Raw genomic sequence first — 16307 nt, 5'->3', positions numbered from 1 at the left:
CCTGACGGGGTGCCAGAGCCCCTGAAGCGCCTCCCCACGATCGTCGTCGTCTCGCCCGAGCACGCCGACCTGCTGGTCGACCAGCTGTCGCGGTACGTCCACGACTACGACCTCGAGGTCGCCCGCTCGGCCCGCGAGGGCCTGCACCTCCTGATGGCCCTGCGCGACGGCGGGACGCCGGTGCCGCTCGTGGTCATCGACTCCTCGCTCGACGACGTCGACGTCGTCGACGCCGTCGCGGCGCTCCGGATCAAGTCGCCGCAGTCGCGTCGGCTCGTCGTGTCGCACTACGAGGTCTTCCGGTCCGAGTCCAAGCGCCTCGTCACGGCCATGGCCCGCGGCGCGTTCGACGGCTACCACCTCATGCCACGGGGCGTCCGCGACGAGGAGTTCCACCACTCCGTCACGGACCTGCTGGCCGACTGGGGCTCCACGGCCGACCCGGAGGTCGCCTCGATCCACCTCGTGGTCGACGGCACCGATGCCGCTCGGCCTGCCGTCGTCGAGATCAAGGACTTCCTGGCCCGCATGGGCATGCCGACCCGCAAGCACCTCGCGGAGTCCGACGAGGGCCGCCGCATCGTCGCGCGCCACGCCGAGGCCGGCGGCACACCGGGCTTCCCGCTCGTGGAGGCCATGGGACGAGAGCCCTTCGTGGCCGCGTCGGCGCACGACGTCGCGGTGGCCATCTACGGACGTCCCGACCAGGTCGACGTCAACACGGTGATCGACCTCGCTGTCGTCGGCGCCGGTCCGGCAGGCCTCGCGGCGGCGGTCTATGGAGCGTCGGAGGGCCTCAGCACGGTGGTGCTCGAGGCCGAGGCCACCGGCGGCCAGGCCGGCACGAGCTCCAAGATCCGCAACTACCTCGGCTTCCCCCACGGCATCTCCGGCCAGCGGCTCGCGCAGCGGGCGCGCGTGCAGGCGGTGCGGTTCGGGGCCGAGTTCTACACGGGCTGGCCCGTCACGTCGCTCGACCTGCCGACGGCCCACGGCGACCCCTTCGTCGTGAACACCGACGGCGGTGCTGTGCGCGCGCGAGCCGTCGTGGTGGCGTCGGGCGTCTCGTACCGCAAGCTCGGCGTCGAGGAGCTCGAGTCGTACCTGGGACGCGGCCTGCACTACGGCGCCGTCATGTCCATGGCCCGCGCCATGGAGGGGCGCCCCGCGGTGGTTGTGGGCGGCGGCAACTCGGCCGGCCAGGCGGCCATCCACCTCGCCCGGTTCGCGAGCGAGGTCACGATCGTCGTGCGCCGGGGCAGCCTCACGGCGACGATGTCGCGCTACCTCATCGACGACGTCGAGTCGCACCCGCGGATCCGCATCGTGACGTCCACCGAGGTGGTGGGCGGCGGCGGCCAGGTCGACCTCGAGTGGATCACCCTGCGCAACGTCGAGACGGGCGAGGAGCAGCGCCACGAGACCCGCGGGCTGTTCCTTCTCCTGGGCGGCGAGCCGCACTGCGAGTGGCTGCCGACCGGCGTGGCCCTCGGCCCGAGGGGCTACGTGCTCACGGGGCGCGACGTGCCGCGCGAGGCATGGGGCAGCGACGTGCCCCCCGGCGACCTCGAGACGTCGGTGCCGGGCCTCTTCGCCGTCGGTGACGTGCGGTCGGGCTCCATGAAACGTGTCGCGACGGCCAGCGGTGAGGGTGCGTCGGCCATCGCCCTCGTCCACCCGTGGCTCGAGCAGCTCCCCACCGTCGGCTTCCACACCGCCGAGGGCGAGCTGGTCCCCTGAGTCAGCGCCCGGGGGGCGGGAGGAGCCGGGTGGTGACCGACTCGGTCTCCAGCACGACCTGGCCGTCGGCGCCGCGCCCGGTGCGGGTGCGCTCGTCCACCACGACGTCGGGGCCGTCCGGGGCGACGAGCTCGAACGCGGCGCGGACCTGCAGGGCCATGCGGCCGAGGGCGTCGAGGTCCTGGTGGTGGTGCAGGCGCCGGCCGAGGTCGGCCTGGGCCAGGGCGTCGAGGCCGTGGCGGCGTGCCGTCTGCAGCAGCATGGCGATGTCGACGCCGTAGCCGGAGACCACCGGGAGGTCCAGGACGGCGGCGCGCACGAACGCGACCTCGCCGGCGAGGGGCTGGACGAAACCGGCCAGCTCGGGCGCGTGGCGCGCGATGAGGGGCCGGGCCACGAGCTCGGTCACGCGCCCGCCACCTGCAGGGCGACTGCGGGCCTCGTCGCCGGGGACGTCCCACGGCCGGTCGTAGAAGCCCTTCACGAGCACGAGGTCCGGGTCGGTGAGCAGCGGGGCGAGGAGGCCGAGGACGAAGGCCACGCCGAACTCGCGGACGTCGGCGTCGAGGAAGACGCCCAGGTCGCCGTCCATCTCCTCGATCCCGGTGCGCAGCGCAGCGCCCTTGCCGCCGTCGAGACCCGGCACGACGTCGGCCGAGGGGACGACGCGGGCCCCGGCGGCGCGGGCCACGCGGGCCGTGTCGTCGGTGGAGCGCGAGTCGACCACGATGACCTCGTCGACGAGGCCGTGCTGGTCGACCAGCCCTGACCGCACGGCAGAGACGATGGTGCCCACGGTCGCGGCCTCGTCGCGGGCCGGGAGCACCACGCTGACCCGTCGGCCGGCCTTGGCCGCGGCGAGGGCGGCCGGGTCGGGGGAGCCCGCGCCGAGGGTGCGGCGCTCGAACCACGCGCCCACGTCAGGCAAGTCCACGCACCACCCGGCTGGGGACCCGGTGGCCCTGGATGCTGGCGACCATCTCGAGGACCCGGCGGGTGGCGGTAACGTCGTGGGTGCGGAACATCGCCGAGCCGGCCGCGGCGGCCAGCGCGGTGGCGGCCAGGGTGCCCTCGAGCCGATCGTCGGGCGGGAGGTCGAGCGTCTCGCCGACGAAGTCCTTGCGGGAGAGGGCCATCAGCACGGGCCACCCCGTGCCCACGAGCTCGTCCACGCGGCGCAGCAGCTCGAGCCCGTGCCACGTGTTCTTGCCGAAGTCGTGCGTGGGGTCCACGAGGATGCCCTCGCGCGGCACGCCGATCGAGACGAGGTGCTCGGCCTTGGCGGTCACGGTGGCCACGACGTCGGCCACGACGTCGTCGTACTGCACCCGGTGGGGGCGCGTGCGGGGCACGGCCCCTCCCGTGTGGGAGCAGACCATGCCGCAGCCCGTGGCGGCCGCGACGTCGGCCAGGGCGGGGTCGGCGCCGGCCCACGTGTCGTTGAGCAGGTCGGCCCCGGCCAGGACGGCCCGCTCGGCCACGCCGGCCCGCCACGTGTCGATGCTGATGACGACGTCGGGCAGGGCCGCGCGGACGGCCTCGACGAACGGGACGGTGCGCTCGATCTCCTCGGCCTCGTCGACGACGTCGCCGGGTCCCGCCTTCACGCCGCCCACGTCGATCACGTCGGCGCCCTCGTCGACGGCGCGACGGGCCGCGGCCAGGGCGACGCGGGGGTCGAACGTGGCGCCGCGGTCGTAGAACGAGTCGGGCGTGCGGTTCACGATGGCCATCACGAGGGGCCGGTCACGCTGGATCCGGCGCCCGCGGAAGGTCAGGTCGACGGTCATCGGACCAAGCGTGCCACAGGGGTCAGTACGCGATCTCCGCCGCCAGCGCGGCGAGCGCCGAGGAGAGGTCTCGAGCGTGCCGCGCCTGCGGGATGGTGGTGTGCTCCCAGCCGGGGCCGCCGAGCACGATGCGGGCCTGGGCGGACAGGGCGGTCAGGACGCGGTGCAGCCGGTCGCCCGTGGGCCGGGGCATCGACGCCCACACGAAGACGGCCTGGGGCTGGGTCCGCGCCACCACCGTGGCGAGCGCGGCCGCGGGGAGGCGCTGGCCGAAGACGTGCGCCTCGATCCCTCTTTCGGCCAGGGCGGCCTGCAGCGCCACGACCGGCAGGGAGTGCTGGTCGTCCTCGGCGCTCGCCATCATGATCGAGGGTGGCGCGTCGCCGGGGACCAGCGTCTCCACACGGGTGCGGAGCATCGTGAGCAGGACGTCGCTCACGAGGTGCTCGGACTCCACGCCGAGCGAGCCGCAGGCCCAGTCCTCGCCGAGGCGCCGCAGCATCGGGACGAGGTACTCGTCCCAGGACCCGCCCACCCCTCTGGCGTCCACGAGCTCATGGAGCATGGCGCGGATGCGGCGGGCGTCGAGCACGCGCCCGGCCCGGACCACGTCGACGGCCCACTGCTCGGGTCCCTCGAGCCGGAGGACGGCCGCCGCGGGCTGGAGGAGGTCGTCGCGCAGGACGGTGCGCGCGGCCTCCGCCGGGGCGACCCCCTGGCCGACGAGCCGCTGCATGAGACGCATGCGCTCGACGTCGGCGGTGTCGTAGCGGCGGTGGCCGCCCGGCGTCCGCACCGAGGGGGCGAGGCCGTAGCGACGCTCCCAGGTGCGGACGGTGGAGGCCGGCAGGTCGAGCGCGCTCGCGACGTCGCCGACCGACCACACGACGCCGGGCGGCATCGCGGAGGGGTCGGCGGCGGGTCGAGGCACCGCATGATTCTAGGACGACTGTCCCGAACCGGCGGGCGACATCCTCAGATCGTGGTCCGCGTCACGATCATCCTTGGCGCGCCTTGAGGCGCGGATTCATACGGTTGATGACGTACGTACGCCCTCGGCGCCGGACGACCTGCGAGCCGGGCTTGTCCTTGAGCGAGCGGAGCGAGTTGCGGACCTTCATGGGTTCCTCCTGGGTGGGGTGGTCGATCGGTCGGCGTCGGGAGCGGGGACGAGGCCGCGCTGGACGGCGCGGACGAGCCGGCGGGGCACGTGGACGGTCCGTCCGGCGTCGGGTCCCGAGCCGAGCCGTACGGGGACGAGGTCAGGCGCAGAGGCCTTCCACTGCGACCGCCGGTGACGGGTGTTGCTGCGTGAGGTCTTGCGCTTCGGGACGGCCACGGGGATCTCCTGGGTCGGGTGATGGGTCAGGCGACGTGTCGGACGGGGCCGAGCCACGGCTCGAAGCCGTCCTCGCCGACGTCCCAGAAGCGGCCGCGGCGCGACTGCTCCCGCTCGCTCACGAGGCACTCCTGGAAGGTCTCGCGCACCGCGTCGGCGCCGTCGCCGTCGGCGGTGAGTCCGTGCACGACGAGGCGGGTGAGCGGGCGACGGCCCGGTCCCCACGCGCCGTGGACCCCGACGCTGAGCTGGCCCCCCGCGCCGTCCCAGGCGTTCACCGAGGTGGGCCTGGTCGGCAGCCAGAAGCAGCCACGGGAGCGACGCGGGCCGCCGCCGATGCTCTCGATGCTGCCGAGCAGGCGGTCGGGGTGCAGGGCCCTCTCGCTGCGCAGGTCGAGCATCCACACGTGCTCCGACCTCGGCACGGGCACCGATCCGCGGCGCACCGCGTCGATCCAGCGCTCCGTGCGGTCGTGGTCGTGCAGGGGGCCGGAGAAGCGTGGCCCGTCGAGCCGGCTCGGGTCGGGCACCAGGAGGCTGTCGGGTCGCATGAGGGCCCGGAGCAGGTCGTGCTCCGGCTCGTCGAGCGCACCGCTCACCACGACGGCGTCGGCGTGCTCGACCATCGAGCACAGCACCTCGCCGACGCCGCGTGCGTCGCCCTCGCTCGTGTGGGCACCGCGCTCGCGCAGGAGCTCGTCGCCGAGCAGGTCGGCGCGCACGTCCGCAGCGTCGACGGCCGTGAGGACCGCCGTGATGCGGGCGTGCGGCGCTGCGTGCGGGTCGAGCGCCGTCACCCGGCACACCTGGTGGGCCTCCGCGGCGGTGGGCAGGTGCACGATCACCGCGCCCCACCGCCGAGACGCCGCCAGACGCTCGATGGTGGGGACGATGTCCTCGCGCAGCGCGCAGCTCACGCACGCGTGGTCGAGGTCGTGGTGCACGTGCTCCACGACGCCGGTCATGTCGCTCACGAGTCGGGTCAGCCGTTGCGTGCCGACGTCGAGGGTGTGTCGCAGGACGACGGCGTGCGGCAGGTCCCACTGGAGCGACAGCGTGGTCGACGCCATGGCGTCGTCGCTGAGACCGGTGACCAGGACGACCGGGGTGGTCTCGACCATCAGCGCTTGCCGTACCGGCGACGGAAGGCCTCGACCTGGCCCTCGCTGTCCACGACGCGGCCGCGGCCGGTCCAGAACGGGTGGCTGGCCGACGTCACGTCGACGTCGAGGACGGGCAGCGCCTCGCCGTCGACCTCGACGGTGGCTGACCCCTCACGCAGGCGGTCGACGAGGGTCGAGCGCGTCACGGTCATGGTCCCGGTGGAGCGGTCGCGGAAGACGACACGCCCGTAGGCGGGGTGGATCTGGTTCTTCATGGTGGTGCCTCCTTGTCCTTCCTGCTATCTTAATGAAGATGATTCCCATTATCAAGTCGGGATGACTCCCATGAACCGTTGAGACCTTCAGGAGGATCCATGGCCGGCCGTTGTCAGGTCACCGGGGCGACCCCCGGGTTCGGGCACCACGTGTCGCACTCCCACCGCCGCACCAAGCGACGCTTCGACGTCAACGTGCAGCGCAAGCGGTACTGGGCCCCGAGCCTGGGCCGCCACGTCTCGCTCGCCGTGAGCGCGCGAGGCATCAAGACGATCGACCAGCGCGGGATCGACGCCGTCGTCGCCGACCTGCTCAACCGAGGAGAGAAGATCTGATGGCACGCAAGGGCAACGACGTCCGACCGATCGTGAAGCTCCGCTCCACCGCGGGTACGGGCACGACCTACGTCACGCGCAAGAACCGTCGCAACGATCCCGACCGGCTCGTGCTGCGCAAGTACGACCCGCGCGTGCGCGAGCACGTCGAGTTCAAGGAGGAGCGCTGATGGCCCGGCGCGGCAAGGTCGTGAAGAACGACCAGCGCGCTGTCGTGGTCGCGCGTCACTCCGCCCGGCGCGCCGAGCTCAAGGAGCTCGTGCGCACCGGGAGCGAGGACGAGCGGCGCGAGGCCCAGCGACTCCTGCAGCGGCTGCCGCGGGACGCCTCTCCGGTCCGGCTGCGGAACCGTGACCAGGTGGACGGGCGACCGCGCGGGTTCGTCCGCAAGGCCGGGCTCTCGCGGATCCGCTTCCGTCAGGCAGCCCACGCAGGTGAGCTGCCGGGCATCACGAAGTCGAGCTGGTAGGCGGCTGCTCCACCCGGGAGGGGCCCTCGGCCAGGATCTGGGCGCCGTGGCCGTCGACGGCGGGTGCGTCGTCGCCGACCTTGCGGTCGATCTGCTCGTTCACGTAGCGCAGCAGCTCGGCCACCGACGCCGCCACGGGGACGGCAAGGAAGGCTCCTGTGACGCCGAAGAGGCTGCCGCCGGCGGTGACCGAGAGCAGCACCACGCCGGCGTGCAGGTTCATGTTCTTGCCCTGGAGCCAGGGCGAGAGCACGTTGCCCTCGAGCTGCTGGACGGCCACCACGATGACGGCGACGATGAGGGCGTCCTTGGGGCTGTTGGTCACGAGCGTGACGAGCACCGCGAGGACGCCGCTCACGAACGCGCCGATGATGGGGATGTAGCCGCCGAAGAACGTGATGACGGCGAGCGGGATAGCCAGCGGGACCCCGATGATGGCCAGGCCGATGCCGATGATGAGGGCGTCGATGAACGCCACGAGGGTCTGCGTGCGGATGAACCCGCCGAGGGTGGCCCAGACGCGGCTCAGGACCTCGGTGAGGTGCTGGCCGGCGCGCTGTCCGCTGAGCGCCCGCACCCAGGGGAGGAATTTGTGGCCGTCCTTGATGAAGAAGAACGTGAGCATCAGGACGAGGACGAGGTTGATGACCACGTTGGTGGCCGCGCTCACGGTGGACAGGGCGCCGGAGCTGATGGCCGAGGCGCTCTCCTGGAGCTTGTCCTGCAGCGCCGACACGGCCTTGGTGATCTGCCCGTCCGTGAGGTTGAGCGGGCCGTCGACGAGCCAGTCGCGCACCTTGAGCAGGCCGCTCGAGGCCTGGTCGGCGATCTGCGGCAGCTGACCCGCCACCTGCGGCGTGAGCACGGCGACCAGGATCGCCACACCGCCGATGAAGCTGATCATGACGGCCGCGGCCGACAGGGATGCCGGGAACCCGCGTCCGCGCAAGAACGCGACGGGCGGTGCCAGGACGGTGGAGACGATCAGGGCCATGGCGAGCGGGTAGAGGACCATCCACACGTGCCCCACGGCCCAGCCCAGCACGAAGGCGGCTGCGGCGATGGAGATGATCCGCAGGCTCCACTTCTGCAGGCCTGCGACGCCGGCGTCGATGACGTCGGCTCGGTCGCGGGTGGGATCAGTCACCGGTCCAGCCTAGGGGCCCCGGGCTCAGGACGGGAGGCGCCAGTCGACCGGCTCGGCTCCCTGGGCGGCCAGGGCCTCGTTGGTCCGGCTGAACGGGCGGCTGCCGAAGAACCCACGGTAGGCCGAGAGCGGGCTCGGGTGAGGGCTCTCGACGACCGGGGTGGCAGCCAGGAGGGGCCGCAGCCCCTGGGCTTCGCTGCCCCACAGGATCGCCACGAGCGGACGGTCCCGCGCCACGAGGGCGCGGATGGCCTGGTCGGTGACCCGTTCCCAGCCTCGCCCCCGATGGCTCTTGGGTGCACCCACCTGCACGGTGAGCGCCCGATTCAGGAGCAGGACGCCCTGGGCCGCCCACGCCGACAGGTCGCCGTGGGCCGGGGACTCGAGGCCCAGGTCGTCCCGGAGCTCGCGGTAGATGTTCCTCAGGCTGGCGGGGACGTCGACCTCGCGGCGCACGGAGAAGGACAGGCCCATCGCGTTGCCGGGCGTGGGGTAGGGGTCCTGGCCCACGACGAGCACCTTGACGTCGGACAGCGGCTCGGCGAAGGCCCGCAGGACGGCGTCGCCCTCGGGGAGGTAGGGCCGTCCCTGGGCCAGCTCGGCGCGCAGGAAGTCCCCCATGGCCGCGACGTCGTCGGCCACGGGCTCCAGCGCCTCGGCCCAGTCGGGGGACACGAGATCGCGCAGCGGACGCCTCACGAGGAGGCCCGCTCGACCGGTCGCAGGGCGCGGGGCGCGAGCGCCGAGGCCAGGACGCAACCCACGAGCGGCACGACGAAGGCCGTCGTGAGCGGGACCCAGCCGGTGAGCAGGCCGATGACCGACGGCCCGGCGAGGAGCCCGAGGTAGCCGCAGCCCGTGACACGCGCCATCGTGACGCCGGCCGTGCGCGGGTCCACCGCGGCGGCCGCCGTGAAGAACTGCGGGACGCACCCCGCGAGCCCGATGCCGAAGAGCGCCCAGGCCGCGATGCCCAGGGGCACGGTGGGTGCGAGCGCCGCCCCGGCCAGGCCCAGCGCCCCGAGGAGGGCTGCCCACCGCACGTAGGCGCCGGGTCCGATGGCGGCCACCACGCGGTCGGCCACGAGCCGCACGATCGTCATGGTGACCGAGAAGGCGCCGAACGCGTAGGCCGCGACGGCCTTGGAGGCGTCGAGGGTCTCGTGCAGGTGCACGGTGCTCCAGTCGTACGCCACGCCCTCGGCCAGCAGCAGCACGAACGCCAGCAGGCCGAGCAGTGCCACGTGCCGGCTCCACGGGGGACGGCCGACCGGCGTCTCGTCGTGCTGGACGGGCTCGGGCGGCAGCATGCCCCGCACGACCCAGAGCACCACCAGGACACCCACGACGGCCACGGCGGAGGCCGAGACCGGCAGGTCGACGTCGGCCGCGATGAGGAGGCCTCCGACGACCGAGACCAAGAGCCCGCCGGCGGAGTAGAAGGCGTGGAACGAGGTCATGATGGGGCGTCCGTAGTGACGCTCGACGTCGGCGGCGTGCGCGTTCTGGGCCACGTCGACGGCTCCGTTGGCCAGGCCGAGGAGCACGAGGGTCACGGCGAGGGCCGCGGTGCTGGTGCTGGCGGCGGGGCCCACGACGAGCAGGCTCATCGCGCCCGCAGCCACCCCGAGGACGCGCCGCGAGCCGACGCGGTCGATGAGGGCGCCGGCGGCCTGCATCCCCACGAGGGCGGAGCCGCCGAGCAGGAGCAGGAGCACGCCGAGCTGGGCCTTGGACGTGTCGGTGCGGTCGAGGATGCCCGGGATGTTGACGATCCAGAAGCCCAGCACGAAGCCGTTGTGCGCGAAGGCGACGGTGCCGGCCAGGCGTGCTCGGGTGAGGTCCACCTGTCGATCCTAGGTGCGGGGACCGCGACCCGTAGGATGGCCGGGCCTTGTCCGCCATCGCCGCGTACCGCACGCTCCTGCGGATCGTCGGGCCCGCCTACGTCGCCGTAGCCTTCCTCGGGCGAGTTCCGCTTGCCATGAGCCAGATGGGCACCCTCCTGCTCGTGAGCGAGAGCACGGGCCGGTACGCCCTGGGCGGCGCGGCCGCCGGCGCCCTCGCCGTCGCCAACGCGCTGGGTGCGCCCTTCTTCGGTGCGCTCGCCGACCGCGTGGGGCAGCGCCCGGTGGTCCTCGTGCAGTCGCTCGCGGGCGCGGTGGGCCTCGTGGGGGTCGTGCTGGTGACCCGCTCCGACGCCTCCGCGGGCCTCGTCATCGCGATGTCGGCCGTGGCCGGGCTCGCCATCCCGCAGATCGGTCCGCTCGCCCGCGTCCGGTGGGCGCCCGTCACCGAGAAGGCTCCCGACAAGGCCAAGCTCGTCGACGCCGCCTTCTCCTACGAGGGCGCCGCCGACGAGGTCTCCTTCGTCCTCGGGCCCGCCTCGGTCGGGCTGCTCGCCGTCCTCGTCGACGAGGGCGAGGCGCTCATCGTGGCCGCCGGGCTCCTGGCCGTGTTCGGCTCCTGGTTCGCCCTGCACCCCACGGCGGCGCTGACCCGTCCGGAGCGACGCCGCGAGGGCCCGGCCGTGCCGGTCCTCACCGTGATGCTCGTGGTGCTCGGGTTCGCCCAGCTCTTCATCGGCATGGTGTTCGGCGGCACGCAGACGGGCTCCACGGCGCTGGCCACCGAGGAGGGTCGGGCCGGGGTCGCGGGCCTCATCCATGCGACGCTCGGCGTCGGCAGTGCCATCGCCGGGCTCACGGTCGCCGCCCTCCCCGAGCGCGTCACGTACGAGCTGCGCATGCTCGTGTCGGCCGTGGCGCTGCTCGTGCTGTCGGCTCCGCTGCTCCTCGTGGACTCCGTCGGCTCGCTGGTGGCGGTCATCGCGCTCCTGGGCTTCGCCGTGGCCCCGTACATGATCGGGAACTTCGCGATGGCCGGCCGCGTTGTCGATCCGTCCCGCGTCGGGACGGCCATGACGCTGCTCGCGGGCATGACCGGCATCGGCTATGCGCTGGGCTCCTCCGTGGCAGGGCGCCTGGCCGACTCGCACGGGTACACGTCGGCCTTCGGCGTCACCGTCACGGCGGCGGCCCTGGCCACCGTGCTGTCCGCCGTCGTCCTGGCCCGCTCCCGACGCTGACCGCGGGGACGAAGGAATCGACCTTCGGCCCGTCGGACGGAGGAATCGACATCCCACCGGGACGGGGGTCAGGAATGCAGATTCCTTCGTCGGGGCTGGGTAGGTTGAGCGGCGTGACGCAGGACTGGACAGCCACCCCCGACCTCGACGGCTCGCTCGTGCGGCTCACCGCCGTCCGTGCCGAGCACGCGCCTGGCCTGCTCGCGGCGGCCGACTCCGACGACGTCTTCTCGTGGATGCCGGTGGTCCGACCCGCCTCCCTCGCCGAGGCCGAGGCGTTGGTCCAGCGCTACGTCGACTGGCCCGGCGTCCACGTCTGGACCCAGCTCGACGCCCGCACGGGCGAGCCCGTGGGCGTCACCTCCTTCTACGAGGTGAGCGCAGACCTGCAGACCGTCGCCATCGGCCACACGTGGCTCGCGTCGCGCGCCTGGCGCACGGGCATCAACACCGAGTCCAAGCTGCTGCTCCTGACCCACGCCTTCGAGACGCTCGGTGCGGTCCGCGTGGTCTGGCACACGGACGACCGGAACCAGCGCTCGCAGGCCGCCATCCTGAGGCTCGGGGCCACCCACGAGGGCGTGCTGCGCAAGCACAGGCGCCGGACCGACGGCTCGTGGCGCGACACCTGGACGTTCTCGATGCTCGACACCGAGTGGCCCGACGCGAAGTACGCCCTCCAGGCCCGGCTGGCCCGCGCTTGACCACGGAGGAATCGACACTCCTGACCCCCGTCCGGGCCGGATGTCGATTCCTCCGTCCCTGCTAGCGGGTGAGGCGGTCGAGAAAGGCGACGAGGAGGGCCTCGCGCAGGCGTGGCGGCGCGACGTCGAGGAGGGCGTTGACCGGGGCCATGTGCTCGGGCAGCCCGATGGTGCCGCCCTCGCCGGCCAGCCCGGCCACCTGCAGGAGGCCGTCGAACGCGTCGTCGTCGAGGGTCGCGGGGTCGATGGCCTCGGCGGCGGCCCGGAGCTCCGCGTCGACGACGACGGGGCCGCGCCGCACAGCCTCCTCCACGCACTCGCCCAGCGCTGTCAGGAAGTCAGGCACCGAGGCGGCCGTGGCGGCGGACAGGCTCACGTGGAGGGTGGCCGGGGCGCCCTCGAAGCCCATCTGGGGCTGCACGAACCAGCCGCGCTCGAGCATGAGGTCGCTCAGGGTGAACACGTCGCACGAGCCGTCCGTCCCGATGGCCACGAGGGTGGAGTCCGGCGGCACCACGACGTGCAGGTGCTCCTGCGTCTCGATGCCCGCCACCACCGCCCGCGTCCCCTCGAGCGACGTCCGGACGAGCCGTGCGTAGCCGGAGTCGCCGAAGTACCGGACCACGGCCCACGCCGCTGCGAGTGGTCCGCCGGACTTGGTGGACTGCACCGTCGAGTTGAGCATCGTGTAGCCGGGCCAGTCGGCGCTGGCGAAGAGCTGCGGACGGCGCAGGGCTGCGTCGGCGTGGAGCAGGAGGGAGACGCCCTTCGGCGCGTAGGCGTACTTGTGGAGGTCGGCGGAGAGGCTCGTGACGCCCTCGACCGCGAAGTCCCACGGGTCGGCCACGTCGGCCCACGGCAGCACCCAGCCGCCGATGCATGCATCGACGTGCAGCCGCAGCCCCCGCTCGCGGGTGGCCGCCGCGACCTCCTCCACGGGGTCGATCACGCCGTGCGCGTACGACGGCGTGGACACGGCCACGAGCACCACGCGGCCGGCATGCTCGTCCATCGCCGCTGCCATCGCGGTGGGGTCGGCCCGGAAGGTCCCGGGGTCCACCGGCACGCTCACGCGCTCGAGCCCGAAGTAGTGGCACGCCTTGTGGAACGCGGCGTGGATCGTGGTGGGGACCACGAGGACGGGGTCGGTGATCTCGGGGTGCGCGTCACGGGCGGCCTGCACCGCCAGCAGGATCGACTCGGTGCCGCCGGAGGTGACGGTCCCCACGACGTCGGGTCCGCCGTGGAACATCTCCCGCGCTACACCGACGAGCTCGGTCTCCATGCGCAGCAGGCTCGGGAAGGCGGTGGGGTCGAGGCCGTTCGTGCCGCCGTACATGGCGAGCGCCTGACGGCCCAGCTCGTCGGCCTCGGCCACGCCGGAGTCGTAGACGTAGGCCAGCGTGCGGCCACCGTGGGTGGGCAGGTCGTCGGCGCGCAGCTGCTCCAGCTGTGCGAGCACGGCGGCCGCGGGCGTGGGCTCAGGACCCATGACGGATCTCCTCGTCGAGACGGTAGTGGCGCAGCGCGAGCAGGCTCAGCGCGGCGAGGACGGCCGGCACGAGGGCGAACCCGAGCCGGATGGCGGTGAGGGCCGAGTCCGACTGCGCGACGGACTCGTCGGCAGTCGACGACACGTACCCGCCGAGCGCGAGCGCGAGCGCGAAGACGGCCGGTCCCAGGGCCAGGCCCAGGGTCTCCCCGGCCGTCCACACGCCGGTGTAGACACCCACACGGTTCTCCCCGGTCCGGGCGGCGTCGTGGGCGGCGGCGTCGGGGAGCATCGCCATGGGGAACACCTGCGCCCCGGCGTACCCCACGCCGACGAGAGCGGCCCCCACGTACCCGACGACGGGCGCGTGAGGAAGGGCGAGCAGCAGCACGACCATGCCCGCCACCATGGAGACCGTGGACCACGTGTAGCCCGACCGCTTGGTCCGTGTGCGCGCGTAGCGCTCCCACAGCGGCGTCACGAGGAGCGCGGGACCGACGAACGCGGCGAACAGGATCGTCGCGGCACCGGGACGCTCGAGGAGGTCGTCGGCCACGTAGGCCACGCCGGCGAGCATCGTGCCCACCGCGAGCGCCTGCACCACGAAGGTGAGCAGCAGGGCGCGGAAGTCGGGTGCGGCCGCGACCACGCGGAGCTGGTCGCGCAGGGACCCGGTCGGCGTGGGCACGCGGTGCTCCGGTGCGTCGCGCGTGCCCCACCAGGCGCCCACGACACCCACCACGAGGACGACGGCCACGTAGACGCCCATGGCGCGGTAGCCCGAAGGGGAGTCCTCACCACCCACGGCGTCGACCACGAGCGGTGCGGTGGCGCCGGACAGCAGGATCGCCACCGCGAGCACCGCCACGCGCCACGTCATCAGTCGCGTGCGCTCGGCGTAGTCGAGGGTCATCTCGGCCGGCATGGCGACGTAGGGGACCTGGAAGAAGGCGTAGGCGCTGGCGCACAGCAGGAACGTCACGACGACCCACCCGGCGGCGAGGGCCGTCGGCTCCGTGGGGCCGGCGAACATGAGCGCGAAGGCGAGGGCGAGGGCGAGCCCACCCCGCAGGAGGAACGGGCGGCGGCGCCCGCCCGGGTGCTCGGAGTGGTCGCTGATGCGTCCTGCCACGGGGTTGAGCACCACGTCCCAGGCCTTGGGCAGGAAGACGATGGCTCCGGCCACGCCCGCGGCCACACCCAGCGTGTCGGTCAGGTAGGGCAGCAGCAGGAGGCCCGGCACGGTGCCGAACGTGCCGGTGGCCACGCTGCCCAGCGCGTAGCCGCGGCGCACCCGGCCCGGGAGGGCCGGCGAGGGGACGGACGACGTCATGGCGGTCAGGCTAGGCCCCGGAAGGGCCTCTCCGGCGCGGTCTCAGGAGACGACCGAGGGCCGCGGATGCTTGTCGTGCGGTCCGCGGGGCTCGGTGAGCTCCTCGAGGAAGGCCGAGGCCCACGCATCGATGTCGTTGTCCATCACGGTGCGGCGCAGGGCCTTCATGCGCCGGGACGACTCCCGAGGGCTGGCCTTCATGGCGTCGACCATGGCCTGCTTCATGCCGTTGATGTCGTACGGGTTGACCCGGTAGGCCTGGCGCAGCTCCGCCGCCGCCCCCGCGAACTCCGACAGCACGAGCGCACCGTCGTTGTCGTAGCGCGTGGCGACGTACTCCTTGGCCACGAGGTTCATGCCGTCGCGCAGGGGGGTGACCACCATGACGTCGGCGGCGCGGTACAGCGCCGCCATCTCCTCGCGGGGGTACGACGCGTGCAGGTAGGTGAGGGGCTGCTGGCCGATGCGCCCGATGTCGCCGTTGATGCGACCGACGAGACGGTCGATGTCGTCGCGCAGGATCCGGTACTGGTCGACCCGCTCGCGCGACGGCGTGGCCACCTGCACGAAGACGACGTCGTCGGGGTGGACGGTGCCGTCGGCCACGAGCTCGCCGAACGCGCGCATCCGCTGGCGCAGGCCCTTCGTGTAGTCGAGCCGGTCGATGCCGAGCAGCACCTTGCGCGGGTTGCCGAGGCTCTCGCGGATCTCGGCGGCGCGGGCCAGCACGGAGGGCGTGCGGGCGAGGGCCTCGAAGCCGGCGGCGTCGATGGAGATGGGGAAGGCCTTGGCGATGACGGTGCGGCCGTCGGGGAGGTACACGGCGTCGCGATGGGTCTTGTGCCCGACGCGCTGACGGACGAGCCGGACGAAGTTGGAGGCGGCACCCGGCAGCTGGAAGCCCACGAGGTCGGCGCCGAGCAGTCCCTCGAGCATCTCGCGACGCCACGGAAGCTGCTGGAAGAGCTCGGTGGGAGGGAACGGGATGTGCAGGAAGAAGCCGATGCGCAGGTCGGGGCGGAGCTCGCGCAGCATCTGAGGCACGAGCTGCAGCTGGTAGTCCTGCACCCAGACGACGGCGCCCTCGGCCGCGATCTCGGCCGCGCGCTCGGCGAAGCGCTTGTTCACGGTGACGTAGGAGTCGTACCACTCGCGGTGGAACTCCGGAGGGGCCACGACGTCGTGGTAGAGCGGCCACAGGGTCGCGTTGGAGAAGCCCTCGTAGTACTCCTCCACCTCCTGGGAGGAGAGCTGCACGGGCACGAGCTGCAGGCCGTCGTGCTTGAAGGGCTTGACCTTCTCGTCGGGCGCGCCGTGCCAGCCGATCCAGGCGCCGCCCTGGCGACGCATGACGGGCTCGAGCGCCGTGACCAGGCCGCCGGGCGACGTGCGCCACGAGATGGCGCCGTCGGGAGCGGTCACGCGATCCACCGGCAGCCGGTTGGCGATCACCACGAACGTCGAGCCTGAACCGCGCTTGGGACCTGCCAT

General features: G+C 73.1%; 19 protein-coding genes. 6 read left to right on the top strand and 13 right to left on the bottom strand.

Going from position 1 to position 16307, the window contains the following annotated elements; genetic code table 11:
• Nucleotides 1–9 precede the first annotated feature (9 nt).
• Nucleotides 10–1740: an NAD(P)/FAD-dependent oxidoreductase gene (locus tag ASD11_RS13140; RefSeq protein ID WP_056287805.1), complete on the top strand. Its 1731-nt coding sequence runs from the start codon at nucleotides 10–12 to the stop codon at nucleotides 1738–1740.
• A gap of 1 nt (nucleotide 1741) precedes the next feature.
• Here the strand turns inward: ASD11_RS13140 and ASD11_RS13135 are convergent, their stop codons facing one another.
• From ASD11_RS13135 to ASD11_RS13105, 7 genes are all read right to left on the bottom strand, one after another.
• A complete protein-coding gene (locus ASD11_RS13135; protein WP_082554354.1) occupies nucleotides 1742–2674 on the bottom strand; it encodes a glucosyl-3-phosphoglycerate synthase in 933 nt (310 codons plus the stop codon).
• Nucleotides 2661–3530: a dihydropteroate synthase gene (gene folP / locus ASD11_RS13130; RefSeq protein ID WP_056287801.1), complete on the bottom strand. Its 870-nt coding sequence runs from the start codon at nucleotides 3528–3530 to the stop codon at nucleotides 2661–2663. Before folP ends, ASD11_RS13135 begins: the two co-directional genes overlap by 14 nt.
• A 22-nt stretch (nucleotides 3531–3552) precedes the next feature.
• Complete coding sequence (locus ASD11_RS13125) at nucleotides 3553–4461, bottom strand: MerR family transcriptional regulator (protein ID WP_156464717.1); 909 nt, start codon at nucleotides 4459–4461, stop codon at nucleotides 3553–3555.
• A gap of 67 nt (nucleotides 4462–4528) precedes the next feature.
• Nucleotides 4529–4651: a type B 50S ribosomal protein L36 gene (ykgO, locus tag ASD11_RS13120; RefSeq protein WP_056287797.1), complete on the bottom strand. Its 123-nt coding sequence runs from the start codon at nucleotides 4649–4651 to the stop codon at nucleotides 4529–4531.
• Nucleotides 4648–4869, bottom strand: a complete 222-nt coding sequence (rpmF, locus tag ASD11_RS13115) for a 50S ribosomal protein L32 (protein ID WP_056287796.1) — start codon at nucleotides 4867–4869, stop codon at nucleotides 4648–4650. Before rpmF ends, ykgO begins: the two co-directional genes overlap by 4 nt.
• A gap of 26 nt (nucleotides 4870–4895) precedes the next feature.
• A complete protein-coding gene (locus tag ASD11_RS13110) occupies nucleotides 4896–5990 on the bottom strand; it encodes a GTP-binding protein (protein ID WP_056287794.1) in 1095 nt (364 codons plus the stop codon).
• Nucleotides 5990–6247: a type B 50S ribosomal protein L31 gene (locus tag ASD11_RS13105; protein ID WP_056287791.1), complete on the bottom strand. Its 258-nt coding sequence runs from the start codon at nucleotides 6245–6247 to the stop codon at nucleotides 5990–5992. The genes ASD11_RS13110 and ASD11_RS13105 overlap by 1 nt, the downstream gene beginning before the upstream one ends.
• A gap of 99 nt (nucleotides 6248–6346) precedes the next feature.
• Here ASD11_RS13105 and rpmB point away from each other — a divergent pair, with 99 nt between their 5' ends.
• Genes rpmB through rpsN form a run of 3 tightly spaced genes read left to right on the top strand, consistent with a single transcriptional unit; the run spans nucleotide 6347 to nucleotide 7052 of the window.
• Nucleotides 6347–6583: a 50S ribosomal protein L28 gene (gene rpmB / locus ASD11_RS13100; protein ID WP_056287789.1), complete on the top strand. Its 237-nt coding sequence runs from the start codon at nucleotides 6347–6349 to the stop codon at nucleotides 6581–6583.
• Nucleotides 6583–6753 carry a 50S ribosomal protein L33 gene (gene rpmG, locus ASD11_RS13095; RefSeq protein ID WP_056287786.1) on the top strand — a complete coding sequence of 57 codons (171 nt, stop codon included), beginning with the start codon at nucleotides 6583–6585 and terminating at the stop codon, nucleotides 6751–6753. The genes rpmB and rpmG overlap by 1 nt, the downstream gene beginning before the upstream one ends.
• Nucleotides 6753–7052, top strand: a complete 300-nt coding sequence (rpsN, locus tag ASD11_RS13090) for a 30S ribosomal protein S14 (RefSeq protein WP_056287784.1) — start codon at nucleotides 6753–6755, stop codon at nucleotides 7050–7052. Before rpmG ends, rpsN begins: the two co-directional genes overlap by 1 nt.
• On the opposite strand, the gene ASD11_RS13085 is transcribed toward rpsN, so the two are convergent.
• From ASD11_RS13085 to ASD11_RS13075, 3 genes are read right to left on the bottom strand one after another with little or no spacing between them, the layout of a single operon-like run.
• A complete protein-coding gene (locus tag ASD11_RS13085; protein WP_056287783.1) occupies nucleotides 7033–8199 on the bottom strand; it encodes an AI-2E family transporter in 1167 nt (388 codons plus the stop codon). The genes rpsN and ASD11_RS13085 overlap by 20 nt on opposite strands.
• A 24-nt stretch (nucleotides 8200–8223) precedes the next feature.
• Nucleotides 8224–8898: a uracil-DNA glycosylase gene (locus tag ASD11_RS13080; protein WP_056287781.1), complete on the bottom strand. Its 675-nt coding sequence runs from the start codon at nucleotides 8896–8898 to the stop codon at nucleotides 8224–8226.
• A complete protein-coding gene (locus ASD11_RS13075) occupies nucleotides 8895–10046 on the bottom strand; it encodes an MFS transporter (RefSeq protein WP_056287779.1) in 1152 nt (383 codons plus the stop codon). Before ASD11_RS13075 ends, ASD11_RS13080 begins: the two co-directional genes overlap by 4 nt.
• A 47-nt stretch (nucleotides 10047–10093) precedes the next feature.
• Between ASD11_RS13075 and ASD11_RS13070 the strand changes: the two genes are divergently transcribed.
• The gene (locus ASD11_RS13070) at nucleotides 10094–11287 is read left to right on the top strand and encodes an MFS transporter (protein ID WP_056287777.1); all 1194 of its coding nucleotides are present in this window, start codon (nucleotides 10094–10096) and stop codon (nucleotides 11285–11287) included.
• A gap of 113 nt (nucleotides 11288–11400) precedes the next feature.
• Nucleotides 11401–11991, top strand: a complete 591-nt coding sequence (locus tag ASD11_RS13065; RefSeq protein ID WP_235503320.1) for a GNAT family N-acetyltransferase — start codon at nucleotides 11401–11403, stop codon at nucleotides 11989–11991.
• Nucleotides 11992–12052: 61 nt separating this feature from the next.
• On the opposite strand, the gene ASD11_RS13060 is transcribed toward ASD11_RS13065, so the two are convergent.
• From ASD11_RS13060 to ASD11_RS13050, 3 genes are read right to left on the bottom strand one after another with little or no spacing between them, the layout of a single operon-like run.
• Nucleotides 12053–13483: a pyridoxal phosphate-dependent decarboxylase family protein gene (locus ASD11_RS13060; protein WP_056287773.1), complete on the bottom strand. Its 1431-nt coding sequence runs from the start codon at nucleotides 13481–13483 to the stop codon at nucleotides 12053–12055.
• On the bottom strand, nucleotides 13473–14816 hold the full coding sequence (locus tag ASD11_RS13055) for an MFS transporter (RefSeq protein ID WP_056287772.1): 1344 nt from the start codon (nucleotides 14814–14816) through the stop codon (nucleotides 13473–13475). Before ASD11_RS13055 ends, ASD11_RS13060 begins: the two co-directional genes overlap by 11 nt.
• Before the next feature lie 42 nt (nucleotides 14817–14858).
• Nucleotides 14859–16307: an alpha,alpha-trehalose-phosphate synthase (UDP-forming) gene (locus ASD11_RS13050; RefSeq protein ID WP_056287770.1), complete on the bottom strand. Its 1449-nt coding sequence runs from the start codon at nucleotides 16305–16307 to the stop codon at nucleotides 14859–14861.

The organism is Aeromicrobium sp. Root495 (genome assembly GCF_001426755.1).
GTDB lineage: Bacteria > Actinomycetota > Actinomycetes > Propionibacteriales > Nocardioidaceae > Aeromicrobium.
This window is presented reverse-complemented; position numbering and strand designations above follow the sequence as displayed.